Origin of the sequence: Rhizobacter sp., from assembly GCA_019635355.1 — a bacterium.
Lineage (GTDB): Bacteria > Pseudomonadota > Gammaproteobacteria > Burkholderiales > Burkholderiaceae_C > Rhizobacter.
In genome coordinates, this window is record JAHBZQ010000001.1 from 4,162,473 (window position 1) to 4,186,669 (window position 24,197).

Sequence of the window (24,197 nt, forward strand, 5' to 3'; positions counted from 1 at the left end):
ACTTCTGATGGAGCGCGTCGAGCAACACGCGAGCTTCGGCGGCCGGCAGGAGGTGTGGAAACATGCCTCGGCCGTGCTCGGCTGCGAGATGAAGTTCGCCGTCTACCTGCCGCCCGCGGCGCTGCGCGGCGAGCCTTGCGCGGTGCTGTACTGGCTGTCGGGCCTGACCTGCACCGAGCAGAACTTCATCACCAAGGCCGGCGCACAGGCGCATGCGGCTCAGCACGGGCTCATCGTCGTCGCGCCCGACACCAGCCCGCGCGGCGATGCCGTGCCCGACGACCCGGCCTATGACCTGGGCCAGGGCGCCGGCTTCTACGTGAACGCGACACAGGCGCCGTGGGCCACGCACTACCGCATGCAGGACTACGTGGCCGAGGAGCTGCCCGCGCTCGTGGAAAAGCACTTCCCGGCGTCTGCGGCGCGCGGCATCTTCGGCCACTCGATGGGCGGGCACGGTGCGCTCGTCACGGCGCTGCGCCACCCGGGTCGCTACAAGAGCGTGTCGGCCTTCTCACCCATCGTGGCGCCCACGCAGGTGCCGTGGGGACACAAGGCCTTCGGCGCCTATCTCGGCGCCGACCGCGAGGCCTGGCGCGCGTGGGATGCGGTCGAACTCGTGAAGACGGCCACCGAGCGGCTGCCGCTGCTCGTCGACCAGGGCGAGGCCGATGAATTCCTCGCCACCCAATTGCGCCCCGAGCTGCTGCAGGCGGCGTGCGCGGCGGCCGGCCACCCGCTCACGCTGCGCCTGCAGCCGGGCCACGACCACAGCTACTACTTCATCGCGAGCTTCCTCGGCGAGCACTTCGCCCACCACGCCCGTCAGCTGCGGGCTTGATCGGTGGAGAGCAGGCGGCGCAACGCGATGGCGCCGACCAGGGCCGCCACCGCCGACAAGAGCCAGGTGAGCGACGAGGTGGCCGACAGGTTCACGCCGCCCGTCAGCACCACCGCCGTGTTGACCGCGGCGTGCAGCGCGATGCACGGGATGAGCGAGCGCGAGCGTTCGTACAGCCAGCCGAGCAGGAGGCCCAGGAAGAAGGCCAGGAAGAACTGGTAGACGTTGAGGTGGGCCGCGCCGAAATACAGCGCCGAGTAGCCGATGGCCACACCGCGCGGGTAACGCTCGAGAAACGCCCGCAGCAGGATGCCGCGAAACAGCATCTCTTCGAAGAGCGGTGCGAGCACGCAGGTCGCGATGACGGTGGGCATGGTGAGGGCCGTCATGCCCGAGAACGCCTGCTGCTCCCACGACGAGACGGGCAGCATGAACTCGAGCGTGTCGATGAGCGCCACGTCGAGCAGCAGCACCAGCGGCAAGAGCAGCAGGATCGGCGGCACCAGCAGGAAGAAGGTCGCGGGCATCGAGGCCTGGCCGGGGTGCAGCAACTCGCGGTAGCCGATGCCGAGGAGCTGCGTCACCACCGCCACGATGATGCCGTTCGACAGCAGCATCGTCAGTGTGGTGACCTGCTCGAGGTTGAGGCCGAGCGTGTGCCGCGCGTCGTAGAGCGCGGCGCCCACCACGTACTGGAAGAGAAACCCCGCCAGCAGAAGCAGGGCGGCCTGTGGGGCCGACGGGAAGGCCTTGATGTTCAGCCCTCGCCCTGGAACATGCCGACCACGAAGGCCACCACGAACACCACCACGAGGAAGGCGATGAAGCACAGCAGCGCATAGAGCATGGGCTTGCCCCAGCCCTTGCGCGGATACGTGGTGCCGAAGCGGGCCGCCACATGGGCGACCTGCAGCTTGGCGCTGAGCATGTACCACGCCACCAGCAGGCCGATGCCTGCGCCACGGAAGGCGAGGTCCACGCTGCGCGATTCGGGCAGCACGATTCCCAGCACGAAGAGCACCGCGAAGAAGGCGATGCTCGCGATCAGCCACTGCTTCGACTGCGCCGCCTTCTCCGGCTCACCCAGCGCCTGCCAGTTCTTCATCTGCAACGCCGCACCGAAGATGGGGCTGAAGAGCAGGCTCCACTTCGCCGCGGCGCTCGGGTTCCACAACGGGGGCGAGGCTTCGGTGGGGCGGAGCGAGATGTCTTCGACCTTGGCGGTGGGCGGTGCGTAGGGGTTGTGGCTCATGCGGGTGCAGGTGGGGTTGGTGGAGAAGCGCCCAGGCCGCGCAACAGCACCGCAGTGGGCATGAAGGTCAGCCAGGGTGTGAGGTAGAAGACCGACAGATACCAGTACTGGCTGATGAAGTCTGCGCCGTGGCCCAGGTACCAGCCGCAGTAGAGCGCGTCGAGTGCGGCGAACGGGGCGGTGTAGTAGACCGACAGCCAGAAGGCTCTCGACGTGCGGGCTTCAGTCTGCACGCCTCGCAGCACCACGATCGCGGCCAGCGAGATGGCGACCGACAGCAAGATGCTGGCGACGGCCATCGTGACGGTGGCGTACTGCTGGTAGTAGCCCGGCAGGCCGATGAGCCAGAAGACGAACCACACGCCGATGGCTTGCAGCAGCAGGACGAGGTGTTTGCGCGGGGTCACGTGGGCGGCTCAGGCGTCAGGGCTCAAACGCTGGCAGTACCAGGCGTGGATGAGACCGGCTTGATAGAACTGCACCGGCGCGTCGAAGCCGGCCGATGCCATGAGCGCCTCGACGGTGGGGCCCGGCAGGATCGCGACGTCTCGTTGGTAGGCGTCGCGCATCTGCAGCACGCGCTCCGGCGAGAGGTCGGCTGCCGTCATCGTGCGCAGCCACACTTCCAGCAGGCTGGCGTAGTGCGGGCCTTCCGTGTCGGCGCTCAGGTCCGACGAGGCCAGCATGCCGCCCGGTTTGAGGCGAGCGGCGATGGCGCGGAAGAAGTCTTTTCGTTCATCGCGGTCGAGCAGGAACTGCGACACCAGCAGCGCGCTGGCGCAGTCGAACGGCTCGCCGGCCGGAAGGGAGTCGAGATAGCCGGTGTGGAAGGTGCAGCGGTCGAGGTAGCCGTGCTGCGTGGCGCGCGCTTTGGCGGCCTCGACCATGCCCGAAGAGGGCTCCACGGCCACGAAGCGCCAGGACGGAAAGCGCTCGGCGAGGAAGTGGATCTCGGCACCGGTGCCCGCGCCGACACACAGCATGCGGGCGTCGCGTGGCAGGCGGCTGAAGATCGAGGCCATCAGCAGGTGAATGCCATCGCGAAACGGCGCGAGCTTCGCCCATTGCTGGTCGTAGCTGCCGGCCTGCTGGTCGAAGGTGGATTCCAGTTGATCGCGGTTCATGTCACCTCTTCGCTGGTGGCGCCACCACGGGCGGGCCTTGGAACTGTTCGAGCGAGGGGTCGACACACGCCCAGCTCGGCGCACTGCCGACCCAGATGTTGCTGGTCGGCTTGACGGCCGACGGTTCGTCGAGCGTGCCGACCCGCACCACCGTGAGACCGGGGCGCCCCGTTGAATCAGAGAACAGCTGGGTGCCGCAGTGGCCGCAGAAGCGGCGGGTCACCGTGTTGCCGCTGTCGGCGGGCTTTTGGTGTTGGCTGGGTGACCCGGAAACCTGGATGGCGTCGCTCGGGAAGATGACGTTCACGGTCCCGTTGGCGGCGATGCGCTGGCAGTCCCGGCACCAGCACACGCGCGAGGGGCCGGCCTCGGCCTCGATCTCGTAGCGCACCTGGCCACAGAGGCAGCCTCCGGTGAATGAGGTCATGTGAACTCCTTGAAAAGTTTTGACGCGAGAGGTCAAGCGGCCGCGTTCGAGGCATTGATCGCTTCGCCTGCGGACCTGGCCCGCAGCACGGGCCCAGGCACGTAGCCTTTTCGCTTCAATTCCTCGCCCAGCAGGAAGTTGGCGACAAAGCCCGTCAGCACCCAGATGGCGAGGAAGGCCGTGACGGCCAGCGCCTGCGCGCCCGATGCGGCGGAGCCTGCCAGCGAACGGATCACCAGCGGCGCTCCCCACATGACGCTCAGCGAGAGAAGGAACGTCAGCGACATGCCATTCAGCAGGAACCACAGCGGCCCGATCAGGAATGCGGCCCAGCTGAAGCCTTGCTTGACCGCCACGACCGCCGGTTTTCGGACTGGGTGACGGAAGATCTGAAATGCGCGCAGCTTCGCGTCTGAGACAGACGGGCCGTCGTCGCTTTCTTCTGGCGCACCGTGGTTCGCATCAAGCTGATACGCGCCGGCATTGAACGCGTCCACCGTCGCTTTTGCTTCCGCGGCCAGCGCGGCAGGCACCAGCACTCTCACGCCTCCGACGGCGTTGCTCATCCAGGAGTTGGCTTGAATGAAGTTCGCATCGGCGACTTCGGCTTTCAAGCCGGCTGCGATCAAGGTCTCCTTCAGCAGGTGGGCCTCCGTCGGCGTCGTGCAGCTGGCGACGGTCACGAAATCGCCTTCGTATGTGGCGGTGCGCTCTGGCATCTGTGCCTCCCTTGTGTGCGACGAGTTTAGTGTCGGTGTGCCATTCATGCTCTGCGTGAGAGTACGCAAGCGAAGACAAGAGCCAAGAGAAGCAGCCAGGGACCGACCCCAATGGCCAGCAGCAAGCCGACGACCGGCACCAGGAATGTGACGAGGCCCAGAAGCAGAACGCTCAGGAACACAGTGATGGTGGCCTGCCACCAGGCGCCGTGGGCGACCATGACGCCGAATATCAGGACGCTGCCCACAAGGGGCATGACGGTGAGAGGTGACAAGCCGCCGAACTGAGCGCCTTGCGAGGATGCATCGGGGTGGGCGCCCGCAGCGGCGAAGGCTGTCTCCGAGACGACACAGAGCGCCATCAGAAGCGGGCGGGGTGCTCCACTCATTGCGAAGACGCGGTGGTGTTCATAGCCTGCCAGCTTCAGCGGCCCGAGACAGCAGGCGACGAACGCCCCACTGGTGAAACGGGGCGATGACGCGCAAATAGGCTCGCCCAAACCGATTGCGGACTCGGCAGACCGTCGAGACCGTGGCATAGGTTGCCTGACCTTCGCCGTGCTTCAGCACGGAAACCCGGAAGTCGAGGTGTTTGTTGTCGCGGCCTGCCACGACCTCAGACTCGCACAGGAAGTAGATGGGCCAAGCGCCGATCGCTTGACCAACGCGGTAGTTTTCTTCTTTCGTCGGGCGCCATATCTGCGAGCTGCTGGCGGCATCCAGCCCGAGCCAGGCGCCCACACGGTGCCGAACCCACAGGAGGGCCTTCAACCATGCCGGATGGTGGCCAAAGATCGCAAAGAAGATGTCGGTGATGCTCGCGTCGCTGCGCGACAAGGGGACACAACAAGCGTCTGCAAAAAAGGCGTTGTCGATCAGCGCGCGATCGAGCGCGGTGTTGTCCGGAAGCGGGCATGAAACAACAGGCATGCGAAAGGCTTTCGTTTGAACCTAAGTTCCAGGCGTCGAGCTTGGCTTGAGGCCGTAGTAGAAGACCCAGGCCGCAAGAAAGTAGACAAATGGATAGGCAATGACATAGCCGAGAAGGTACAGGTACTCCGCCATGCGGTTTTCCGCCACGAGAAGGGCATGGCATAGCGCGGCGCCAAGGCCAACGGTGTATGCGAACAGTGCGAGGTAGGCCGCAATGGTGACTGCGGACAAAACGGGCGCCGCACACCGGGAAGCCGCAGTTCGTTCGACCACAGCCTGCGTGGAATTTGGTACAGGCGGAATACCGCCAAGGCAAAGACCAGGGGAAGGATCAGGGCTGGCAACACGAACATGGGGCCGACTAACATTTGAAATGAGAGGCATGACCTGGCTTGCCGGGGCATGTCCTCTCGATGGAAGGGTTAGACATCACGTTGTCGGGGTCAGGTTTGACTGTTCGTCAGGTGGCTAGGTAAGTGCCCGATGATTACCTGCTCGTCGTCCTCGTCATAGAAGAAGTAGATACGAAGCGTGTTCGCTTCGTTGTGATCACTTCCGCGCTTTAGATGCCATTCGAGGAATCGATTCGTGCCCCGATGTGGGACAAAGTATTTTTCTTTCCACTGGGACAGGCGATTGGGGTCTCCTGTTCTCTCTAGTCCTACCCCAAGGTCTTCAAATAGTGCATCGACTGGGTTTCCTGTTCGGCGGGCTTCGACGTATTGGCGAGCCAGTCGATCAAGGCAGCGATATACAAGCTGCGGCTCGCTGAAGGGGCTCTTTTTTGCAGATCGTGCCGCTCGATTGAGGAGAACAAGACGGCCGGGATACTGATCTAGTGCCCACGCATCAACTTGATCGAGTGCGGTGGGATAAGTAGGTTGGGCTTGAGACGTGCCGATTTGTTCTTCCAGCCGTTGGACGAGCGATCGCATTGCCATTGCTTGTGCTCGGTACTGGTCTCTTTCGGCTTGTGCAGCAGTTACCTCCGCATCGGCATAGTTGAATTCATCAGTCTTCTCCTGAATCTGCTGTCGCAACAGAGAGTTCTCCTGCTCCAGAATTGCCGAGCGCTCATCTGTCACTGGTTTGTCGAGCTTTGCGAGTTGATAGCTCAAACTTGCTTGCTTGACTGTTCTGACGGTGGGTAGGTCATGGTCTGGTGACGTTCTCCGTAGCGACAAAGCAGTAAAGGATCTCAACAGAACTTCGATGAATTGATCGTGACTCCGGAAGCGACGCTGCAGCCACTCTCGCGTTGCAACCGGATGAACTGAGACCTCATCGGAGAAGGGGTCGAACCCTGCGTTGTACGTTCGAACAGCACCCCCCCAGACCGAGAATTCCCTGCCGAAGCTATCGATCAAGTCATCTACTTGGCTGTCGCCGAGCACGAAGACATGGGCAAGCCCTGCGAGGCGCATTGCCGTTTTTGCGGCATTTGCCCGCGCATCGATTCCCTTTCCTTCACTGAAAACAACAACCGGGCGAGTCCGCTTGCTGTTCAGGAGAAGTTCGCACATCGATTCGAGCGCAGACAGATCATCGACTTGTGTGGGTCGTTCGCTGAGCTTGGTGCCATATTCGCGTAGACCTGGGCTCTTTACCCACGCGCTTACGATCGCCGGAACACTTGGATTGAAATCAAGGCCAGAGATTGAGTCGAGAAGCGTCAGGCGAACGCCTCCAAGGGCTTTGGTATCTGTGCTGGCGACCGTTGCTTCAGTACGCCAAATTCGGCCAGGTACGCTTGGATCGAATTTGTCGAACTGGAGGGCCCAGTAGTTGTCAAAGCGCACTGCCGAAACAGGCATGGATTCCGACGCATCAAGTTCGAAGGAGTCACCTTTGAATGCGGCATCAGGCAGCAACACTCTCTGCCGATCTCTTAGCCATGTGAGAACTGCGGTGCGCGCGTTGGCAGCGTTCTCGGACGGGGACTGATTCTGTGCGCAGAACTCGCCTGTAACCTGGACTACGGTTCGGGAGTGCGTTCTTCTTCCAGCAGTCGGTGCAAGTACCAAGATTGCCTCCTGAAACGCGCGGGTGATGTCTAACCCGACATCAACGTCTCTCTAGCATGCCACACGCCCCCAGGCGCAAAAAAGCCCGCTGCGTTTCCGCGGCGGGCTGAAAAGGCCTGAGGAGACCTTGTGTTCAAACGGTCATGCGGGCATGCGCCACGCCATCAGAAGCTGTGGCGGATGCCGAGCGCGAGTTCGGTGATGTTGCGTTCGCTGGCGCTGGTGAGGCTCGCGGGCAGGGTCGAGGCCCAGCGGTTGGCGTAGCCGGCGGTGCCTTCGTTCTTGAAGCGCGTGAGCGAGGTGTAGAGCGCGGTGCGGCGCGAGAAGTCGAACTGGTAGCCGACGCCGATCGCCTGCGTCTTGCCGGTGTTCACGTTCTCGGCCTTGTTCTCGACCCACTGGGCCTTCACCTGGTGTTGGCCGAAGCGGTAGTCGGCGCCGACCCAGTAGCCTTGGCCGTCGGCATCGGTGGTGCTGCGGTCGTCGACCGACACGTAGCCGCCGGTCACGCGCGCCGCGCCGAAGGAGTAGGCCGCGGCGCCCGAGATGGTGCGCACGCTGAAGCCGCTCGCATCGATCTTGTCATCGACGAACGAGACCATCGCGTCGAGCGGGCCGCCGGTGTAGCGCACCCAGGCATCGGCCACGCGCGTGCCGGTGGTGCTGCCCGCAGCTTCGCCCAGGCCCCACAGCGCGCCGACCTTCACGCCACCGAACGAGGCGCTCTCGGCCTTCACCGAGTTGTTGACGCGCGACGGGCCGCCGTTGGCGGTGGCCGAGTTGGCGCTGCCGCGCACCGGCTCGTAGCCGCCGAAGCCGCCGATCACGGCGGTGCTCGGGCCGTACACGCCGTTGGCGAATTCGCTGAAGTCGCTGGTCAGCGGGTAGAGGCTGCCGTACTGGCGGCCGAGGGTGACCGAGCCGATGCTGCTGTCGGCCAGGCCCACGAAGGCCTGGCGGCCCCAGAAGGCACCCTGGCCGTTGGTGCCGTCGTCGAGGTTGATGCCGTGCTCGAGCGTGAAGACGGCGCGCAGGCCGCCACCCAGGTCTTCATTGCCACGGAAGCCGAGGCGCGAGCCGGCGAGGCCGCCGCTTTGCACGCGGGTCAGGCGGTTGGCGCCGTCGGCGTATTGCACGAAGGCATCGGCCACGCCGTAGATGGTGACGCTGCTCGTCGGCGCAGCGGCGGTGGTGGTCTGGGCGGATGCCGCGGCGCTGGCCGCCAGGGCGATGGTGGTGAGCGCGAGATTTTGGAATTTGGATCGCATGCGAAAACTTCTCCGATCAGTGAGGCAGACCCCCTCGCCAGGCGGGCGCGTGCAGGCAGTCGATGCGGCCTGATGGCCTCGACGTCAGCAGCGGCGGTCACCGACCGGTGACCGCGTCTTGGGGCCGCATCCTAGGGAGAGCCCTGATCTCGACCAAGCTGCTGCAGCGCAACAGGCCATGTCGCATTTCGCAAGAATCTTCGGGCTTGAGATTCAGATCGTTGACCGCAATGCGCGCAGTGCGGAGCGTGCGGCGGCAAGGTCCCACGCGGCGGTGCCCACGCTCTTGAACACGGCGGGGCGGTGAAGGTCGGGCGTGTCTCGCAACAAGCGGCCGAGTGATTTCACGCGTGACCACTCGACACCGGCGCGCAGTAGGTCGCCGGCTTCGTGACGGGCGCCGAGCGGGTCGTCGGCGTAGAGATCGCTGCCGTCGAGCGTGCGCTGGCCGATCTCGGCCATCTCGGGTTTGAATGCGCCCACACCGATGACCACGCGGCCGGCGCGTGCGGGCTCGTCGTACACCGGCTCGGTGCTGGTAGTGAGCGTGATCACCGCGTCGACGTCGTCGGGCACGTCGGCACCCACCGCATCGCGGCCACGCACCTGCACACGCGCTTGCGGAAAGATCGCTTGCAAGGCCAGCTGGTGGTGGCGTGACTGCACCCCGGCGCCGATCAGCAGCACGTGGTGCGGCGCGCGGCCGAGCAGTGCGCGCAGCGCGAGCAGCGTCACCGCGGCGGTGCGGCGGCCGGTGACTTCGGGGCCGTCGAGCAGGCACAGGGGCTGGCCGGTGGTGGCGTCGCACGCCGTCACGATGCCGTGGATGGTGGGCAGGCCCTGCTGTGCGTTCGCGCGTTGCACGTTCACGAGCTTGTGCACGGCGATGTCGGGCGCGGTGGCCGGCATGCTCAGCATCACGCCGCCGTGGCCGAAGGGCACCACCATGCGCGGCGGGCTGAGCAGGGAGCCTTGTTCAACTTCCGCTGCGGCGTGCGCCACGGCTTCCATCAGCGACGGGAAGTCGAGCAGCTGCGCGGTGCGGGCGGCGTCGCAGACGAGAGGTGTGCTCATGGTCGCAGGCGTGTGCTCAGGCGCTCAGCCGGTATCGCTCGCCGTCCAACGTCACACGGCCAGCGGCCATCAGCTCGTCGAGGTGCTGCGAGATCGACCAGCGCTCGATGGCCTGCGCCGACGGCGAGGGGTTGAACCCGGCCGGATACAGGAAGCCGTGCGACACGAGTTCGTCCAGGTTCAAGGGCGCAGCGCGCAAGCGCTCGATGAGGCCGGCTTCGCGTTCGTCGAGGCGTGCGGTGTAGGCGCGCAGTGCGTCGTCGAACGCGCTGCGCTCGGTGTAGACGCCCTTGTGGTGGGAGGTGATCCAGACCTTCGCATCGAGCTCGGGCAGGCGCGCGAGCGATTGGCGGAACAGGCCGAGCTTGGAGGTCGCGTCGCCGTAGTAGGGCCCGAAGCTGGAGAGGTCCATGTCGCCGATGAAGGCGATGCCGTGCGGCTCGACGATGAGCGCACAGTGGCCCGCGGTGTGCCCGGGCAGGTGCACCGCGCGCACGCGGATGCCGCCACCGAGGTCCCACTCGGCGCCGTCGGCGTAGGCCAGCGCATCGGGCCGCGGCATGTAGGTGAACTCGGCATCGAGCTTCGCGCGGAACGCATCGAGCGCCGGGGCCGGGTAGCCGAAGTGGCGGCGCAGGCCTTCCCAGCTGCGGGCGGCCTCCACGTCGAGCTCATGCACATGCACCGGCGCCTGCGGCAGGCGGTGCAGGCCGCACATGTGGTCTTCGTGCACGTGGCCGAGGATCACCATGTCGACCGCGTCGTCGAAGATCTTGGCGCCGAGCCGGTTCGCGACCTTGGGGGTGTCGAACGCGACCACGGTGTCGCCACCGTGCACGATGACCTGGTTGCCATCGGGGTACTTGCCCGACTTCTCGCCGAAGTAGACGGTGACGGGGCCGAAGCGGGCGCTGGGAGTGTCAGGGTGCATGGGGGAATGCTAGGCGAGGTGGGGAGACCTTGCGTTCGCCTCTACAGTACGCCCGACGTTCTCTCGGGAGCCGCCATGCCCTCGTCCCAGAAGCCACCGAAGCTGCTCTCCGGCGGCAACCCGCAGATCGCCAAAGGCGATGGCGATGCACCCGTGCAGGCCTACATCGCCGCCATGCCCGACTGGAAGCGCAACATCGGCCGCCAGCTCGACGCTCTCATCGAGCGCAGCGTGCCCGGCGTGCGCAAGGCGGTGAAGTGGAACTCGCCGTTCTACGGCGTCGAAGGCCAGGGCTGGTTCGTCAGCTACCACTGCTTCACCCACTACGTGAAGGTGACCTTCTTCCGCGGCACTTCGCTCGACCCCCTGCCGCCGGGTGAATCGAAGACTGCGGAAGCGCGTTACCTCGACATCCGCGAAGACGGCATCCCCGACGAGGCGCAACTCGCCTCGTGGCTGAAGCAGGCCGCCGCCATCCCCGGCTGGGACGGCGGCTCGCCGAGCGCCGGCGGCAAGGCGATGTAGCGTGGCCACGCCTAGCGGGCAGGACCCGCAGCTGCTGCGCCGCCTGCTGCGCGCGAAAGACCGCATGGACGCCGCCTCGCACGAGGCCTGGCCCGTGGAGCGCCTGGCCGAGGTGAGCGGCGTCTCGGCGGCGCACTTCGCGCGCCAGTTCAAGCAGGCCTTCGGCGTGCCACCGCACCGCTACCTGCTCACGCGGCGCATCGAGCGGGCCACCGCCCTCTTGCGCGACACCGACCAGCCCGTCATCGACATCGCCTTCCAGACCGGCTGGGAAAGCCTCGGCACCTTCGGCCGCACCTTCCGCGACATCACCGGCGAAAGCCCGAGCGTCGTGCGCGAGCGCGCCCGTGCCGAAGCGCAGGACTTGAGCCGCGTGCCGCATTGCGTGGTGAGCGCCGCGCAGCGCCCGCACCTCACCACAGCAGTTTCGGAGAAGCGCCGCCGCGAGGCGAAGCCTATAACTGGAACCCTCAACGGTGACGACTCGAAGGAGATTCCATGACACAAGTGCAAGTGGTGGGTTTGTATGTGAACGACCAGGACGAAGCGCTCCGCTTCTACGTCGACAAGCTCGGCTTCAAGGTGCACACCGACGTGCGCAACGGCCCCTACCGCTGGCTGACGGTGCAGCACCCCGACCAGCCGTCGTTCCAGCTCGGCCTCTTCGTGCCCGGCCCGCCGGTGCACGACGAGGCCACCGCGCAGATGCTGCGCGAGGTGCTCGCCAAAGGCGCGATGCCGCCGCTGGTGCTGGAGGTCGACAACTGTCGCGCGGTGTACGACCGCCTGCTCGGCAAAGGCGTGGAGTTCACGCAGGAGCCCATCGAGCGCTTCGGCACGGTCGACGCCGGGTTTCGCGACCCGGCGGGCAACGGCTGGAAGATGATCCAGTCTCGCCGGTGAGGCTGCCGTGTGTTTTCACGGCATGTTCAAGGAAGAGGTTTGCATGGCGACGAAGAAGAGTTCCACCGGCAATGAAGACGCCTCGGCCCTGATCGACCGCCGCATCGCCGAACTCGGCGGCTGGCGCGGCGAGACGCTTTCCCAGCTGCGTGCGCTGATCCAGGAAGCGGTGCCCGACGTGGTGGAAGAGTGGAAGTGGGGCAACCCGGTGTGGTCGTCGAACGGCATCCTCTGCACCGGCGAGGCCTACAAGGCGGCGGTGAAGACGACCTTCGCCAAGGGTGCCTCGGTGCCCGACCCGGCCGGGCTCTTCAACTCCAGCCTCAACGGCAACGTGCGCCGAGCGATCGACTTCCGCGAGGGCGACACGCTCGACAAGAAGGCGTTGAAGGCACTCTTCAAGGCGGCGGCGCAGGTGAACCAGGCGGCGGCGAAGAAGTAGCTCGCCCTGCCACCCTCGGCGTTCCGGCCCTTAAACTGCCGGAATGAACGAACCAGTACACCGCGCACGCCCGTCGGCCAAGCGGGCGGGCTCGGCCCGCAAGGAGCCGACCCGCACCAACGACCCCGAGCGCACGAAGGCCAACATCCTCGAAGTGGCCGAGGCCGAGTTCGGCGAGAAGGGGCTGGCCGGTGCCCGCATCGACGAGATCGCCGCGGCGACCAACACGTCGAAGCGCATGATCTATTACTACTTCGGCAGCAAGGAAGGTCTCTACCTCGCGGTGCTCGAGGAAGCCTACCGCCGGGTGCGCGACGTCGAGGCCGAGCTGCACCTGCAAGACCTGCAGCCCGAAGAGGCGCTGCGCCGCCTGGTCGCCTTCACCTTCGACCACCACCTGCACCACGAGAACTACATCCGCCTCGTGATGTCGGAGAACATCCACCGCGGCGAGTACCTGGCGCAGAGCCCGCGCATCCAGGAGCTCAACGTGCCGGCCATCGCCGCCATCAAGAACCTCTACGAGCGGGGCGTGAAGACCGGCGTCTTCCGCAAGGGCCTGAACCCGATCGACATCCACGCGTCGATCTCGGCGTTGAGCTTCTTCAATGTCTCCAACCGCCACACCTTCAGCCTGATCTTCAAGCTCGACATGACCTCGCCGGCGTACATCGCCGAGCGCCGCGAGAACGTGGTCGAGATGATCGTGCGCTTCGTGCGCAAGGGCTGACACCCAGCTTCCCCCTTCCCTTGCCTCGCTTCCGCGAACCGCGGAGGCTTAGGTGTTTTTACCAAGAATAAAACTAACCAGTTCGTACAAACTTGCGGCCGGAGACAACGAATGCTCGACAGATCGATCGACGGGATGTGCCGCCTTTTCGGCATGCTGATGGTGGCCTGCCTCGCGCTGATGGTGCTGATGGTGTTCGGCAACGTGGTGCTGCGCTACGGCTTCAACTCGGGCATCACCGCATCGGAAGAGCTCTCGCGCTGGCTCTTCGTGTGGATGACCTTCCTCGGGGCTATCGTTGCGGTGCGCAAGCACGCGCACCTGGGCACCGATGCGCTGGTCTCGCGCCTGCCGCTCGCCGGCAAGAAGCTGTGCTTCGTGGCCGCGCACGGGCTGATGCTCTACATCTGCTGGCTGATGGGCCGCGGCGCGTGGCAGCAGACGGTGATCAACGTCGACACCACCAGTGCGGTGATGCAGCTGCCGATGGCCTGGCTCTACGCGAGCGGCGTCGTCTTCGCGGTGCTGGCCGGCGCCTTCATCCTGATCGAACTCGTGCGCCTCGTCACCGGCCGCTTGAGTGATGCCGAGCTGATCGGCGTGGCCGAGTCCGACGACATGCCGCATGGCAACCCCACCGTGCGCGACGACAAGGCGCGGCCATGACCATCGCGATCTTTCTCGGCGCGCTGCTGGGCGCGATGGCCCTGGGCGTGCCGATCTCGTTCTCGCTGCTGGTGTGCGGCGCGGCGCTCATGCTTCACCTCGACATGTTCGACGCGCAGATCCTCGCGCAGAACACCATCGAAGGCGCCAACAGCTTCCCGCTGCTCGCCGTGCCCTTTTTCATGCTGGCCGGCGAGATCATGAACGCGGGCGGCCTGTCGCGGCGCATCGTCAACTTCGCGATGACGCTGGTGGGCCACGTGCGTGGGGGCCTGGGCTACGTGGGCATCATGGCCGCGATCATCATGGCCGCGCTCTCGGGCTCGGCGGTGGCCGATGCCGCGGCACTCGCCGCGCTGCTGCTGCCGATGATGAACCGCGCCGGTTACGACACCGCGCGCTCGTCGGGCCTGCTGTCGGCGGCCAGCATCATCGCGCCGGTCATTCCGCCGAGCATTGCCTTCGTGGTGTTTGGCGTGGCGGCCAACGTGTCGATCTCCAAGCTCTTCATGGCCGGCATCGTGCCCGGCCTGATGCTCGGCGCGGCGCTCTGGGTCACCTGGTGGGTGCTGGTGCGCAAGGAGAAGATCCAGCCCGCCCCGCGCGCCAGCCGCACCGAGGTGCTGGTGGCGCTGAAGGATGCGACCTTCGCGCTCGTGCTGCCGGCCATCGTGGTCGTGGGCCTGAAGTTCGGCGTCTTCACACCCACCGAAGCCGCGGTGGTGGCCGCGGTGTACGCGCTCTTCGTGTCGACCGTCGTCTACCGCGAGCTGAAGCTCTCGCAGCTCTACGGCCTCTTCCTGTCGGCGGCGCAGACCACCGCGGTGATCATGTTCCTAGTGGCCGCGGCGATGGTCTCGGCCTGGATGATCACGGTGGCGAATCTGCCGGCCGAGCTCACCGCGCTGCTCAAGCCCTTGCTCGACCAGCCCACGCTGCTGCTCGTGATGCTGATGGTGATCACCATGCTCGTGGGCACGGCGATGGACATGACGCCCACCATCCTCATCCTCACGCCGGTCTTCATGCCGCTGGTGAAGGCAGCCGGCATCGACCCCGTCTACTTCGGCGTGCTCTTCGTCATCAACAACGCCATCGGCCTCATCACACCGCCGGTGGGCACCGTGCTCAGCACCGTGGCCGGTGTCGGCAAGGTCAGCATGGATGCGGTCACGCGCGGCGTGTGGCCCTTCATGCTGGCGCAGTTCGCCGTCATGTTCCTGATGGTCTTCTTCCCCGCAATCGTGACGGTGCCGGCGCGCTGGTTCTACGGTTGATCGTTCACACATCCAGAAAACGGAGACAACCCCCATGAAACGCATCGTCCTGAAGAGCCTCGTCTTGCTCGCTGCCGTGGCCGCTGTCGGCGCCGCACAGGCCCAGACCCGCACCATCAAGTTCGCGAACCAGAACGCGAAGGGCCACCCCATCGTGCAGGGCATGGAGAAGTTCGCCGAGATCGTGGAAGCGAAGTCGGGCGGCAAGCTCAAGGTCAACGTCTTCCCCGGCGGCGCACTCGGCAGCGACCAGGCCAACCTCTCGGCGCTGCAAGGCGGCACGCTGGAGATGGCCTCGATGAACTCGGGCATCTTCGCGAGCATCGTCAAGGACTTCGCGGTCTACGACTTTCCCTTCCTCTTCTCCACGCCGAAGGAAGTGGCGGCCGTGGTCGACGGCCCGGTGGGCCAGCAGCTGCACGCCAAGCTCGACGAGAAGGGCCTGATCGGCCTCACCTATTACGAGCTGGGCTTCCGCCAGATCACCAACAGCAAGCGGCCCATCAACAAGGTGGAAGACATCGCCGGCCTGAAGCTGCGCGTGATTCCCAACCCGATCAACATCGACTGGGTGAATGCCCTCGGTGCGAACCCGACGCCGCTGCCGTTCCCAGAGTTGTATGCCGCGCTGGAGCAGAAGGCCGTCGACGGGCAGGAGAACCCGGTCGCCACCATCCAGGGCGCCAAGCTCAACGAGGTGCAGAAGTACATGGTGCTCACCAACCACCAGTACAACCCGCAGTCGGTGGTGGTGAGCAAGAAGTTCTGGGAATCGCTCTCGCCCGCCGACCGCAAGCTCCTGCAAGACGCCGCCGTGGAGTCGGCCAAATTCCAGCGTGAGCAGTCGCGCAACGCCGCGGCCGGCATCCTCGACGCGCTGAAGAAAGCCGGCATGCAGGTCACCGAGCTGCCACCGGCCGAGATGGCCAAGCTGCGCGACAAGATGAAGCCGGTGATCGCCAAGCACACGGCCAACGTGGGCGAGGCGACGGTGAAGGCCGTGCTGGCCGACATCGAAGCCGCGCGCAAGTAAGCCACCGATCCATCACGGAGCCCTCCATCGTGATCGACGGCAGCACCGAGGTCATCGCGCACCTCGGCTACCCCACGCACGCCTTCAAGGCGCCGCTGGTCTACAACCCGTACTTCGAATCGGCGGGCATCAACGCCGTCGTGGTGCCGATGGGCTGCAGGCCCGAGGCCTTCACGGCGGCGCTCAAGGGCCTCTTCCAACTGGAGAACCTGCGTGGTGCGCTGATCACCATGCCGCACAAGGTGAGCGTGGTCGAGCTGCTCGACGAGGCCACGCCCGCCGTGCAGGTGTCGGGGGCCTGCAACGCGGTGAAGAGGCTGCCCGATGGCCGGCTGCTGGGCGACCAGTTCGACGGCGCCGGCTTCGTGCGCGGCATCGAGCGCAAGGGGCTGACGCTCGCCGGCGCACGCGCGCTGGTGGTGGGTTGCGGTGGGGTGGGCTCGGCCATCGCCGCCTCGCTCGCCGCAGCGAAGGTGGCGCATCTCGCGCTCTTCGATGTCAACGCCGCGTCGGCCGATGAACTTGCGCAGCGCCTGCACACGCACTTCCCGTCGGTCGATGCGAGCACCGGCCGCCACGACCCCGAAGGCTTCGACCTCGTGGTGAATGCCACGCCGCTCGGCATGAACCCGGGCGACCCGCTGCCCGTCGACGTGGCGCGCCTCGCGCCTGGCACCTTCGTCGGCGAGGTGGTGATGAAGACCGAGATGACGGCCTTCCTGCAGGCCGCGAAAGCACGGGGCTGCCGTGTGCAGGTGGGCACCGACATGCTGTTCGAGATGATCCCGCCGTACCTGGAGTTCTTCGGTTTCCCGACGACGACGCCCGAGCACCTGCGCGCCGTCGCTCGCCTGCAGTACGAGGAGACACGACCATGAGCGATCTGCTGCTGGACCCCGTTCGTGCACGCGAGCCGGTGCAGGCTTCTTTCAGCGACGAGCACAACCCGCTCGGGCTCAACGGCATCGAGTTCGTCGAATACGCCACCTCGGCCCCACAGGCCCTGGGTCAGGTGCTCGAGATGATGGGCTTTCGCCCCGTGGCGCGGCACCGCTCGCGCGAAGTGATGCTGTACCGCCAGGGCGGGTTCAACCTCATCGTCAACGCGCACCCGGCCGCGGGCCCCGAGGCGCCGTTGACGGCCCCGCCCACGCCGACGATCAGCGCCATCGCCCTGCGCGTGCGCAACGCCAACGAGGTGCACCGCCACGTGCTCGACCGTGGCGGCTGGGATGCCCCGACCCACCCGCAGGCGATGGAACTCAACATCCCCGCCATCCACGGCGTGGGGGGCAGCCGCATCCACTTCGTCGACCGCTACCGCGAGTTCTCGATCTACGACGTGGACTTCGTGCCCATCGTCGGCGCCGAGCAGCAACCGCCCGGCATCGCGGGCCTGCACTTCTTCGGCGTGGTGCAGTACATCGGCTTCGGCCGCAGCGAAGACTGGATCGAGTTCTACGCCGAGCTGCTCGGCACCACGCTGATCCCCGACGAGCGGCGCTTCGGCATCCTCCCGGCCGGCAAGCTGCTGCAAGCGCCGTCCACCGAGCCGGGCAACGGCTTCATGTTGCAGCTGGTGGAGCCGCCGCTCGATGCGGAGTCGCCCAACGAGCAATTCCAGCGCATCGGCCTCGGCGTGCCCGACGTGCTGGCGGCGGTGCGCAGCCTGCGTGCACTCGGCATGGAGTTCGTCGAGACCGACGCGGCCCACACCGAGCGTCGCGGCGCATTGACGAAGACCTACCTCGGCGGTGTCGCCTTCGAACTCGTGCAGAGCGGGGCCGCAGCATGAGCATCCAGGGCTTCGGCATGGACACCATCAGCCTGGCAGGCCCGCTGGAAGCCAAGCTCGATGCCATGCGCGCGGCCGGCTTCGACCAGGTGATGCTCAAGGCCAACGACCTCGTCGGCCACCCGCAAGGCTGGCGGGCCGCGGTGGCGGCGGTGAAGGCGAGCGGCCTGCGCGGCACCGGCTTCCAGGTGCTGCGCGACTTCGAGGGTTTGAGCGGCCACCTGCACCACTACAAGCTCGACATCGCGAAGACCATGCTCGAGATGTGCGCCGCGCTCGGCTGCGACGTGCTGCTTGCCTGCTCATCGACCTCCACCCACGCCAGCGCCGACCTCGACCACATCGCCCGCGACCTGCGCAAGCTCGCCATGCTGGCCATCCCGCACGGCATCCGCATCGCCTACGAAGGCCTGTCGTGGGGCCGCACGGTGAACGAGTACACCACCGCGTGGGACGTGGTGGGCCGTGCCGATTGCCCCAACCTCGGCTTGTGCTTCGACTCCTTCCACGCGCTGGCCGCGAAGACGCCGCTCGACGGCATCGACGAACTCGACCCGCAGAAGATCTTCCTCGTGCAGCTGTCCGACTTCATGTGGCAGGAGACGCGCACCTTCGAGGAACGCATGGCCACCGCGCGCACCTTCCGCGTCTTCCCCGGTGAAGGCGTGCACACCGCGACGGTGGTCGAGATGGTGCGCAGGCTCGATGCGCTCGGCTACGAGGGCGACTACAGCTTCGAGGTCTTCAACGACGACTACGTGCAGATGCCGCTGCCGATGGTGTGCGAGCGCGCAAGGCGCTCGGCCCAGTGGCTGGCCGACGACGTGCTGAGGCGTGCCGCGCCGCAGCCCAACCAGCTTCGCTTGCGCCGCATGCGCGGCTGAGGGTCTCACCTCCAGAAGGTTTCTTCCGCTCGACCACCACCCCGGGCGACATGGTCCCAGCGCCCGGGCCGGGCTTGCCTTTGCCCGAATCTTTCAACACGGGCCGCATGACTCACGAGGAGACACCATGAAAACAGCTCTCAAACCCATTGCCCTGGCGGCCGTCGCACTCCTGGCCGCTGGCGGCGCGCAGGCGCAATCGAGCGTCGTGCTCTACGGCCTGGTCGACCTCGCCGTCGACCACTACAAGGCCGGCAGCGCCTCTGGCGCCGGCAACGTGTGGAAGTTGAACGATGGCGTCGTCAACGGCCTCAACGGCTCACGCTGGGGCGTGCGCGTGAGCGAAGACCTGGGCGGCGGGCTCAAGGCCAACGCCGTGCTGGAGAGCGGCCTCAGCGCCGACACCGGCGCCCTGGGCCAGGGTGGCCTTGCGTTTGGCCGGCAGGTGTTCGTCGGCCTCTCGCAGGCCTCGCTCGGCGAGCTGCGCATGGGCCGGCAGTACATCCTCTCCGACTCGGTGATGGGCATGACCAACCCCTATGGCAACGCCTCGGTGGCCAACCCCGGAACGGCGAGCACCAACGCCGGCCGCAACCTGCCGCTGTGGCTGAACGCGCCGCGGGCCAACAACGTGATCCAGCTCGCCACGCCCAACCTCGGCGGCTTCACCGGCGCGGTGCAGCTGGCGCCGGGCGAAGGCACGGCTGACCGCTTCCACGGCGTGAAGCTCGGCTTCGGCAGCGGCCCCTTCAACATCGCCGCTTCGTATGAGTGGAACAAGTCGCGCACCACCGGCGACGACATCAACAAGTCGCTCACGCTCGGGGCCAACTACAACTTCGGCCCGGTCAAGCTGCTCGGTGGCATTCAGATGAACACCGACCTCGCGCTCGGCTCGGGCAATGGCGCCTTCATCGGCAACAACCTCATCGTCACCGGCCCGGCCGGCGGTTTCACCGCCGACGAGATCAACGGCTACACCCTTGGCGTGCAGGTGCCGGTGGGCCTGCTGACGCTGGGGGCCAACTACACCGGCGTGAAGTACGAAAACGCGGCCGGCGCCAACGCCACCCTGGGCAAGGCCGCGGTGATGGGCTGGTATGCGCTGTCGAAGAGCACCTTCCTCTACTCGGGCCTGTCGTTCTCGACCGGCGACCTGAAGGACTACATCGCCGAGAACCGCGTCTTCCAGGCGGGCCTGCGCATGGCCTGGTGAAGCTCGCGCGCGTGCTGCAAAAAAGGCGCCCCGAGGGGCGCCTTGAAAAGGCCACTGCAATGGCTGAAAGAAAACTCAGCGCACGCGGATCGCGATGAGCCGCCCGGTGGGCTCGCGTGCGCCTTCCACGATGTAGAGCATGCCGCTCGCCGACAGGCTGATCATCCCCGGCGACGGGTACGACCACACCGACTGGTGCGTCGCGAGGTCGATCGCATGCACGGCGCGGTCAGTGCTGACGAAGAGCAGGTTGTCGGTGACGACCACGTTGCGGTGGAACTCGCTGTCGCTCGCCGTGCCGGCCCACGACCACAGCACTTCGCCGGTGGCTTCGCTGATCGCATCGAGCGACTTCGGCGCATTGCGGCCCGCATACACCACCCCCTTGGCGAGCGCCGGTGTCGTGAGGTAGGCCCGTGCGCTGATCCAGCGGGTGTTGCGGTTCTCCACCGAGAAGTTCACCAGGCGGCGGCTGTCGTATTGCTCGACGCTCGACGACGCCCGGCCACTGAACGCACCGCCGCTGAAGGCGATGACGTTGTCAGCCGAGCCGAGGATCGGCGAGCCGTGGTACGAGTAGCCCCAGCCCGGGCCATACGGGTCGGGGATCGACGCGACCAGGTTGCCGTCGACCTTGCCGTACACCTCGAGCCCGAGGCCGCTGTAGTGGTAGACGTAGCGGCTGTCGACGGCCGGCGTGCTCATGTCGTCGTCGCCCGCGGTCTGCGACCACAGGCGGCTGCCCGAGGTGGCGTCGAACGAGTAGATGCCACCGCCGTAGTAGCCGCCGTTGGTGTAGGCGCGGCCGTCGGCGAGCGTCGGTGCGAGCACGTGGCCCCACTGCGAGTCGAAGGCCGACTGGAACACCGGCTGGCCATCGGCGGCGCGGAAGGCGTGCAGGTAGGTGTCGGAGTGGCCCATCGTCGCCGCATAGACCACGCCGTTGGCCACCGCCGGCGGGTTGAGGCCGGGCTTGGTGCCGAAGTCGCGCGTCCACACCGGCGAGCCATCGGCTTCGTTCAAGGCGCGGATCGACACGGCGCTGAAGTAGTCGTCGTCGGTGACGAACACCTTGCCGCCTTCACTCACCACCGCGTTGATCGCGCCGATCACGCCACTCGCGGGGCGCCGCCAGTCCCACGCGTACTGGAAGCGCGCCGGGTCGAGCGTCACCGGCACGTAGCCGGTGTGCGCCGCGTTGCCCTGGTGCATCTGCCAGTCGCTCGCCGCGGACACGGTGATGCTGTAGGGCACCGCCACGCGCGCCGTCCTGCGGGCGTTCTTGCACTTCGGGTCATGGCAGCCGGCGAACTGCAAGGTGCCGGTGTAGGTGCCGTCGGCCAGGCCCTCGGCCGTGCTCAGCTTCACCGTGAAGCGCCCGTCACCCAGCGACTCGATCACCGGCTTGGGCGCAAAGACGGCGGGCAGCTCGCCTTCGATGACGAGCCTGGTGTGCGGGGCCGCGGCGCCGCTGTACTGCAGCGCCAGCTCGCCGACGGCGGTCTGCCCGCTCGTCAAACGAAGTTCGAGGCTCGCCGGCGTGGCCATGAGCGAGGCTTGCTGCGCCGCGCTCTGGGCCTGCTCTCGCGAAGCGTCTGCATTGGCAGTGGTGCTGTCACCAGCACCACCGCCGCCGCACGCAGACAGGAACACGGCGACCGCAGCCACCGACCAGATTTTTTTCATGTGATCTCCCTGTTTACCGTGATGGGCCCCCGGGTGCGGAGGCCAGCGAAACCGCGATGCGATCGTGTCGATCGATGCGGTAGGGAGACTGTAGAGAGGGGGTCCTGACAACGTTCTGTCAGGAGTTCTTCAGAGCTTTTCCCACTCGGGAAGGCAGTGCTTGGCGAGTGCCGTGACCCACGCCGGCTCGGTGGGGTCGAAGGCCAGCCCGAGGGCCGGGCTGACCATGAAGCGCGCACGCCAGAACACCTGCTCGTCGTGTGTGAGCACGAAGGGCCGCAGGTGGTCGAAGGGGATGGCGATGCTGCCCAGGTGCAGCACCGGCGCGGCGGCGGTGATCTCTTCGAGCCGGCCGCTGTCCTGGAAGCGCAGGACCACGTCGCCGTAGTCCATCTCGTTCAGGCCGACCTCGTTGCGGCCTGCCTTGAGCGGCGTGCCGCGTTGCTTCAGCAGGTCGTCTGGCGTGAGCGAGAACGCGTAGCCCGCGAACGAGAGGTAGGGGTCGAGCCGCATGGTGGGGGCTCGGCCCGGCGCCCCTCAGCGCCCGAGTTGCGTGAGCGCCGCCTGCAGGCCTGCCAGGCCGCCGACACGCTGCTCGTTGATGAAGATCTGCGGCATCTGCCGCACCGAAGGCCCGCACTTCTCGAAGAAGGCCAGGCGCTCGGCCTCGTCATCGATCTTCACTTCCTTGAAGTCGATCGACTTGGTCTTGAGCAGCATCTTGGCCTGGTCGCATTGCGGGCAGGCCGACTTGGAGTAGACGACGATGTTGAGGTTCATGCGCGCGAGTTTAGGCGGCCGGTCGCTTCTGGCGCTTCTCGAATGACCCTGCCGCCGCCGCACGCAGCAGGCGGCGGAAGGTGGGGCACTCGGCGTGGTTGCGCGCGGGGCACACGGCCGCGTGGCGCAGGCCGTTGCTCATGGCCTTGAGGCGCTTGATCGTCGCATCGAGCTCGTCGGCCTTGGCGTCGAGCATCTTGCGATTGATGTTGGGCTTGCCATCGGCGGAAAACATGGCGCCGATGTCATCGAGCGAGAAACCCGCGGCCTGGCCGAGCGCGATGAGGGCGAGCTGGTCGATCACTTCCGGCGCGAAGAGGCGGCGCAGGCCCTGGCGGCCCACCGAGGCGATCAACCCCTTTTCTTCGTAGTAGCGCAGCGTGGAGGCGGGCACGCCCGAACGTTTGGCGACTTCGGCGATGTCCATGCAAAAACCCCTTGACTTCAAGTTGACTTGAACTTCTATATTCCCTTCAACGCTTCGCCACGTCAACCGGAGAACCCCATGAATCCGCTGCTGCACGACACCGCCCGCATCGCCCTGATCGGCCTCGGCGCCACCGCCACGATGGACGTGTGGCTGTGGGGCCTGAAGCGGCTTGGCGTGCCCTCGCTCAGCTTCGCGCTCGTGGGCCGCTGGGTGGGCCATGTGGTGCAGGGGCGCTGGTCGCACGACGGCATCGCCAAGTCGGCACCGGTGCGGCACGAGGCTGCGCTCGGCTGGGCGGTGCACTACGGCGTGGGGCTCGGGTTCGCCTCGCTGCTGGTGGCCGTGTGCGGCACGGCCTGGTTGCAGGCACCCACGCTGGGGCCGGCGCTCGCCCTCGGCATGGGCACGGTCGTCGTGCCGCTGCTGGTGATGCAGCCCGCGATGGGCGCGGGCATCGCGTCGTCGAAGACGGCCGCGCCGCTGAAGAACTGCCTGAAGAGTTTCGCCACCCACACCGTGTTCGGCGTGGGCTTGTTTGTCACTGCTGTCTTGATCGAAAGGACCTTGCCATGATCCCCAGAAAGTTCGAACCCTATCTCTTCGGCCTCGTGCTCTCGGGCCTGATGTCGTTCGTGGTGGCGGGCATCTCCACCTTGCGCAACGTGGGCGTCGTGGAGGGCTTCACCGGCCTGTGGGTCGGGGCGTGGCTGACCGCATGGCTGCTCGCCTTCCCGATCGTGCTCTTCGTCGCGCCGCTCGCGCGGCGTGTGGTGCAGCGGGTGCTGGCGCCGCAGTGAGCTTCAGCGCAGAACGGCCGCCTCACAAGCGGCCGTTCACACGCATGCCCTCCAGACGCAGGGCGATCGCCAGCTCCAGCTCGCCGAGCCGGCGCTTGAGCGTGTCGCGTTCATCGTCGGTGGTGGCCGCTTCCAGCTGCTGGCGCAACTCGGCGCGCTTGTGGAAGAGGTCGATCTCGGGCGGCGTCACGCCCGCGTTCTTCAGGATCTTGAACGGCAGCCGGAACTCGACCGGCGTGCGCAGGTAGTCGTCCTGGTCGGCCAGGGGCTTGCCGTAGCTCTCGGCGCTTTGCAGCTCGCCCGATTTCATCGCCTGGGCCAGGTGCTCGGCGATGGCTTCGTCCTGGCTGCGCAGCAGGGCATCGCGTTTCTTGCGGCGCTCGGAGTCGCTGGGGTGAGGCATGGCCGCAGTGTGCCAAAGCGCCGGTGCGGTGGGGCCG

The 24,197-nt window shown here is 66.4% G+C and carries 33 protein-coding genes; 15 read left to right on the plus strand and 18 right to left on the minus strand.

The genetic code is table 11. The features are described 5' to 3' along the window. The first annotated feature begins 7 nt into the window (after window positions 1-7). Window positions 8-841 (plus strand): S-formylglutathione hydrolase, encoded by an 834-nt coding sequence (gene fghA / locus KF892_19320; GenBank protein ID MBX3627174.1) that lies wholly within the window; start codon window positions 8-10, stop codon window positions 839-841. On the opposite strand, the gene KF892_19325 is transcribed toward fghA, so the two are convergent. The 13 genes from KF892_19325 to KF892_19385 all read right to left on the minus strand — a co-directional run bounded on the left by KF892_19325 (window position 826) and on the right by KF892_19385 (window position 10,593). Continuing rightward, entirely contained in the window at window positions 826-1,602 is a 777-nt protein-coding gene (locus KF892_19325; GenBank protein ID MBX3627175.1) for a CPBP family intramembrane metalloprotease, read from the minus strand. The genes fghA and KF892_19325 overlap by 16 nt on opposite strands. Then, a complete protein-coding gene (locus KF892_19330) occupies window positions 1,599-2,093 on the minus strand; it encodes a hypothetical protein (GenBank protein ID MBX3627176.1) in 495 nt (164 codons plus the stop codon). The genes KF892_19325 and KF892_19330 overlap by 4 nt, the downstream gene beginning before the upstream one ends. Further along, window positions 2,090-2,500: a hypothetical protein gene (locus tag KF892_19335; GenBank protein MBX3627177.1), complete on the minus strand. Its 411-nt coding sequence runs from the start codon at window positions 2,498-2,500 to the stop codon at window positions 2,090-2,092. The genes KF892_19330 and KF892_19335 overlap by 4 nt, the downstream gene beginning before the upstream one ends. A 9-nt stretch (window positions 2,501-2,509) precedes the next feature. Further along, window positions 2,510-3,217 carry a class I SAM-dependent methyltransferase gene (locus tag KF892_19340; GenBank protein ID MBX3627178.1) on the minus strand — a complete coding sequence of 236 codons (708 nt, stop codon included), beginning with the start codon at window positions 3,215-3,217 and terminating at the stop codon, window positions 2,510-2,512. Window position 3,218: 1 nt separating this feature from the next. Next, complete coding sequence (locus tag KF892_19345; GenBank protein ID MBX3627179.1) at window positions 3,219-3,644, minus strand: GFA family protein; 426 nt, start codon at window positions 3,642-3,644, stop codon at window positions 3,219-3,221. 32 nt (window positions 3,645-3,676) lie between these two features. Further along, window positions 3,677-4,363, minus strand: a complete 687-nt coding sequence (locus KF892_19350; protein MBX3627180.1) for a DUF2628 domain-containing protein — start codon at window positions 4,361-4,363, stop codon at window positions 3,677-3,679. Window positions 4,364-4,407: 44 nt separating this feature from the next. Further along, entirely contained in the window at window positions 4,408-4,725 is a 318-nt protein-coding gene (locus KF892_19355) for a hypothetical protein (GenBank protein MBX3627181.1), read from the minus strand. Between the two features lie 46 nt (window positions 4,726-4,771). After that, window positions 4,772-5,293, minus strand: coding sequence for a DUF2867 domain-containing protein (locus KF892_19360; GenBank protein MBX3627182.1), 522 nt, complete (start codon window positions 5,291-5,293; stop codon window positions 4,772-4,774). Window positions 5,294-5,314: 21 nt separating this feature from the next. After that, window positions 5,315-5,527, minus strand: a complete 213-nt coding sequence (locus KF892_19365) for a hypothetical protein (GenBank protein MBX3627183.1) — start codon at window positions 5,525-5,527, stop codon at window positions 5,315-5,317. 212 nt (window positions 5,528-5,739) lie between these two features. Next, entirely contained in the window at window positions 5,740-7,170 is a 1,431-nt protein-coding gene (locus tag KF892_19370; protein ID MBX3627184.1) for a hypothetical protein, read from the minus strand. Between the two features lie 314 nt (window positions 7,171-7,484). After that, on the minus strand, window positions 7,485-8,588 hold the full coding sequence (locus tag KF892_19375; GenBank protein MBX3627185.1) for a porin: 1,104 nt from the start codon (window positions 8,586-8,588) through the stop codon (window positions 7,485-7,487). Window positions 8,589-8,801: 213 nt separating this feature from the next. Beyond that, complete coding sequence (locus KF892_19380) at window positions 8,802-9,662, minus strand: delta(1)-pyrroline-2-carboxylate reductase family protein (protein MBX3627186.1); 861 nt, start codon at window positions 9,660-9,662, stop codon at window positions 8,802-8,804. 16 nt (window positions 9,663-9,678) lie between these two features. Continuing rightward, entirely contained in the window at window positions 9,679-10,593 is a 915-nt protein-coding gene (locus tag KF892_19385; protein ID MBX3627187.1) for an MBL fold metallo-hydrolase, read from the minus strand. A 75-nt stretch (window positions 10,594-10,668) separates the two neighbouring features. Between KF892_19385 and KF892_19390 the strand changes: the two genes are divergently transcribed. From KF892_19390 to KF892_19445, 12 genes are all read left to right on the plus strand, one after another. Then, complete coding sequence (locus KF892_19390) at window positions 10,669-11,118, plus strand: DUF1801 domain-containing protein (GenBank protein ID MBX3627188.1); 450 nt, start codon at window positions 10,669-10,671, stop codon at window positions 11,116-11,118. A 64-nt stretch (window positions 11,119-11,182) separates the two neighbouring features. After that, window positions 11,183-11,620, plus strand: coding sequence for a helix-turn-helix transcriptional regulator (locus KF892_19395; protein ID MBX3627189.1), 438 nt, complete (start codon window positions 11,183-11,185; stop codon window positions 11,618-11,620). After that, window positions 11,617-12,021 carry a VOC family protein gene (locus KF892_19400; GenBank protein MBX3627190.1) on the plus strand — a complete coding sequence of 135 codons (405 nt, stop codon included), beginning with the start codon at window positions 11,617-11,619 and terminating at the stop codon, window positions 12,019-12,021. Before KF892_19395 ends, KF892_19400 begins: the two co-directional genes overlap by 4 nt. 43 nt (window positions 12,022-12,064) lie before the next feature. After that, window positions 12,065-12,463 (plus strand): DUF1801 domain-containing protein, encoded by a 399-nt coding sequence (locus KF892_19405; GenBank protein MBX3627191.1) that lies wholly within the window; start codon window positions 12,065-12,067, stop codon window positions 12,461-12,463. A gap of 43 nt (window positions 12,464-12,506) precedes the next feature. Next, window positions 12,507-13,193, plus strand: a complete 687-nt coding sequence (locus tag KF892_19410) for a TetR family transcriptional regulator (protein MBX3627192.1) — start codon at window positions 12,507-12,509, stop codon at window positions 13,191-13,193. A 111-nt stretch (window positions 13,194-13,304) separates the two neighbouring features. Then, window positions 13,305-13,859 (plus strand): TRAP transporter small permease, encoded by a 555-nt coding sequence (locus tag KF892_19415; protein MBX3627193.1) that lies wholly within the window; start codon window positions 13,305-13,307, stop codon window positions 13,857-13,859. Next, the gene (locus KF892_19420; protein ID MBX3627194.1) at window positions 13,856-15,136 is read left to right on the plus strand and encodes a TRAP transporter large permease subunit; all 1,281 of its coding nucleotides are present in this window, start codon (window positions 13,856-13,858) and stop codon (window positions 15,134-15,136) included. The genes KF892_19415 and KF892_19420 overlap by 4 nt, the downstream gene beginning before the upstream one ends. Window positions 15,137-15,170: 34 nt before the next feature. Further along, window positions 15,171-16,169, plus strand: a complete 999-nt coding sequence (locus tag KF892_19425) for a TRAP transporter substrate-binding protein (protein MBX3627195.1) — start codon at window positions 15,171-15,173, stop codon at window positions 16,167-16,169. 29 nt (window positions 16,170-16,198) lie between these two features. Then, the gene (locus tag KF892_19430; protein MBX3627196.1) at window positions 16,199-17,047 is read left to right on the plus strand and encodes a shikimate dehydrogenase; all 849 of its coding nucleotides are present in this window, start codon (window positions 16,199-16,201) and stop codon (window positions 17,045-17,047) included. Next, window positions 17,044-17,964, plus strand: coding sequence for a 4-hydroxyphenylpyruvate dioxygenase (locus tag KF892_19435; protein ID MBX3627197.1), 921 nt, complete (start codon window positions 17,044-17,046; stop codon window positions 17,962-17,964). The genes KF892_19430 and KF892_19435 overlap by 4 nt, the downstream gene beginning before the upstream one ends. Next, window positions 17,961-18,848 (plus strand): sugar phosphate isomerase/epimerase, encoded by an 888-nt coding sequence (locus KF892_19440; protein ID MBX3627198.1) that lies wholly within the window; start codon window positions 17,961-17,963, stop codon window positions 18,846-18,848. Before KF892_19435 ends, KF892_19440 begins: the two co-directional genes overlap by 4 nt. A gap of 127 nt (window positions 18,849-18,975) precedes the next feature. Then, window positions 18,976-20,064: a porin gene (locus tag KF892_19445; protein MBX3627199.1), complete on the plus strand. Its 1,089-nt coding sequence runs from the start codon at window positions 18,976-18,978 to the stop codon at window positions 20,062-20,064. Window positions 20,065-20,139: 75 nt separating this feature from the next. Here the strand turns inward: KF892_19445 and KF892_19450 are convergent, their stop codons facing one another. The 4 genes from KF892_19450 to KF892_19465 all read right to left on the minus strand — a co-directional run bounded on the left by KF892_19450 (window position 20,140) and on the right by KF892_19465 (window position 22,957). Then, on the minus strand, window positions 20,140-21,750 hold the full coding sequence (locus KF892_19450; GenBank protein ID MBX3627200.1) for a PQQ-binding-like beta-propeller repeat protein: 1,611 nt from the start codon (window positions 21,748-21,750) through the stop codon (window positions 20,140-20,142). A gap of 129 nt (window positions 21,751-21,879) precedes the next feature. After that, a complete protein-coding gene (locus tag KF892_19455) occupies window positions 21,880-22,263 on the minus strand; it encodes a hypothetical protein (protein ID MBX3627201.1) in 384 nt (127 codons plus the stop codon). A 24-nt stretch (window positions 22,264-22,287) separates the two neighbouring features. Further along, window positions 22,288-22,530, minus strand: coding sequence for a glutaredoxin family protein (locus KF892_19460; protein ID MBX3627202.1), 243 nt, complete (start codon window positions 22,528-22,530; stop codon window positions 22,288-22,290). Between the two features lie 10 nt (window positions 22,531-22,540). Further along, window positions 22,541-22,957, minus strand: coding sequence for a helix-turn-helix domain-containing protein (locus tag KF892_19465; protein ID MBX3627203.1), 417 nt, complete (start codon window positions 22,955-22,957; stop codon window positions 22,541-22,543). A gap of 78 nt (window positions 22,958-23,035) precedes the next feature. Here KF892_19465 and KF892_19470 point away from each other — a divergent pair, with 78 nt between their 5' ends. Next, window positions 23,036-23,533, plus strand: coding sequence for a DUF2938 domain-containing protein (locus KF892_19470; protein MBX3627204.1), 498 nt, complete (start codon window positions 23,036-23,038; stop codon window positions 23,531-23,533). Continuing rightward, window positions 23,530-23,757: a DUF2798 domain-containing protein gene (locus tag KF892_19475; protein MBX3627205.1), complete on the plus strand. Its 228-nt coding sequence runs from the start codon at window positions 23,530-23,532 to the stop codon at window positions 23,755-23,757. Before KF892_19470 ends, KF892_19475 begins: the two co-directional genes overlap by 4 nt. A gap of 22 nt (window positions 23,758-23,779) precedes the next feature. Here the strand turns inward: KF892_19475 and KF892_19480 are convergent, their stop codons facing one another. Further along, window positions 23,780-24,160, minus strand: coding sequence for a DUF1992 domain-containing protein (locus KF892_19480; protein ID MBX3627206.1), 381 nt, complete (start codon window positions 24,158-24,160; stop codon window positions 23,780-23,782). Between the last annotated feature and the right edge of the window lie 37 nt (window positions 24,161-24,197).

Bases quoted from the DNA above. Each gene is read 5' to 3' on its own strand.
- KF892_19350 (MBX3627180.1), bottom strand. From the start codon at position 4,363: ATGCCAGAGCGCACCGCCACATACGAAGGCGATTTCGTGACCGTCGCC.
- KF892_19340 (MBX3627178.1), bottom strand. From the start codon at position 3,217: ATGAACCGCGATCAACTGGAATCCACCTTCGACCAGCAGGCCGGCAGC.
- KF892_19465 (MBX3627203.1), bottom strand. From the start codon at position 22,957: ATGGACATCGCCGAAGTCGCCAAACGTTCGGGCGTGCCCGCCTCCACG.
- KF892_19450 (MBX3627200.1), bottom strand. From the start codon at position 21,750: ATGAAAAAAATCTGGTCGGTGGCTGCGGTCGCCGTGTTCCTGTCTGCG.
- KF892_19400 (MBX3627190.1), top strand. From the start codon at position 11,617: ATGACACAAGTGCAAGTGGTGGGTTTGTATGTGAACGACCAGGACGAA.
- KF892_19380 (MBX3627186.1), bottom strand. From the start codon at position 9,662: ATGAGCACACCTCTCGTCTGCGACGCCGCCCGCACCGCGCAGCTGCTC.
- KF892_19395 (MBX3627189.1), top strand. From the start codon at position 11,183: ATGGACGCCGCCTCGCACGAGGCCTGGCCCGTGGAGCGCCTGGCCGAG.
- KF892_19360 (MBX3627182.1), bottom strand. From the start codon at position 5,293: ATGCCTGTTGTTTCATGCCCGCTTCCGGACAACACCGCGCTCGATCGC.
- KF892_19385 (MBX3627187.1), bottom strand. From the start codon at position 10,593: ATGCACCCTGACACTCCCAGCGCCCGCTTCGGCCCCGTCACCGTCTAC.
- KF892_19455 (MBX3627201.1), bottom strand. From the start codon at position 22,263: ATGCGGCTCGACCCCTACCTCTCGTTCGCGGGCTACGCGTTCTCGCTC.
- KF892_19475 (MBX3627205.1), top strand. From the start codon at position 23,530: ATGATCCCCAGAAAGTTCGAACCCTATCTCTTCGGCCTCGTGCTCTCG.
- KF892_19425 (MBX3627195.1), top strand. From the start codon at position 15,171: ATGAAACGCATCGTCCTGAAGAGCCTCGTCTTGCTCGCTGCCGTGGCC.
- KF892_19390 (MBX3627188.1), top strand. From the start codon at position 10,669: ATGCCCTCGTCCCAGAAGCCACCGAAGCTGCTCTCCGGCGGCAACCCG.
- KF892_19440 (MBX3627198.1), top strand. From the start codon at position 17,961: ATGAGCATCCAGGGCTTCGGCATGGACACCATCAGCCTGGCAGGCCCG.
- fghA (MBX3627174.1), top strand. From the start codon at position 8: ATGGAGCGCGTCGAGCAACACGCGAGCTTCGGCGGCCGGCAGGAGGTG.
- KF892_19445 (MBX3627199.1), top strand. From the start codon at position 18,976: ATGAAAACAGCTCTCAAACCCATTGCCCTGGCGGCCGTCGCACTCCTG.
- KF892_19405 (MBX3627191.1), top strand. From the start codon at position 12,065: ATGGCGACGAAGAAGAGTTCCACCGGCAATGAAGACGCCTCGGCCCTG.
- KF892_19345 (MBX3627179.1), bottom strand. From the start codon at position 3,644: ATGACCTCATTCACCGGAGGCTGCCTCTGTGGCCAGGTGCGCTACGAG.
- KF892_19330 (MBX3627176.1), bottom strand. From the start codon at position 2,093: ATGAGCCACAACCCCTACGCACCGCCCACCGCCAAGGTCGAAGACATC.
- KF892_19470 (MBX3627204.1), top strand. From the start codon at position 23,036: ATGAATCCGCTGCTGCACGACACCGCCCGCATCGCCCTGATCGGCCTC.
- KF892_19375 (MBX3627185.1), bottom strand. From the start codon at position 8,588: ATGCGATCCAAATTCCAAAATCTCGCGCTCACCACCATCGCCCTGGCG.
- KF892_19420 (MBX3627194.1), top strand. From the start codon at position 13,856: ATGACCATCGCGATCTTTCTCGGCGCGCTGCTGGGCGCGATGGCCCTG.
- KF892_19415 (MBX3627193.1), top strand. From the start codon at position 13,305: ATGCTCGACAGATCGATCGACGGGATGTGCCGCCTTTTCGGCATGCTG.
- KF892_19435 (MBX3627197.1), top strand. From the start codon at position 17,044: ATGAGCGATCTGCTGCTGGACCCCGTTCGTGCACGCGAGCCGGTGCAG.
- KF892_19480 (MBX3627206.1), bottom strand. From the start codon at position 24,160: ATGCCTCACCCCAGCGACTCCGAGCGCCGCAAGAAACGCGATGCCCTG.
- KF892_19355 (MBX3627181.1), bottom strand. From the start codon at position 4,725: ATGGCGCTCTGTGTCGTCTCGGAGACAGCCTTCGCCGCTGCGGGCGCC.
- KF892_19460 (MBX3627202.1), bottom strand. From the start codon at position 22,530: ATGAACCTCAACATCGTCGTCTACTCCAAGTCGGCCTGCCCGCAATGC.
- KF892_19410 (MBX3627192.1), top strand. From the start codon at position 12,507: ATGAACGAACCAGTACACCGCGCACGCCCGTCGGCCAAGCGGGCGGGC.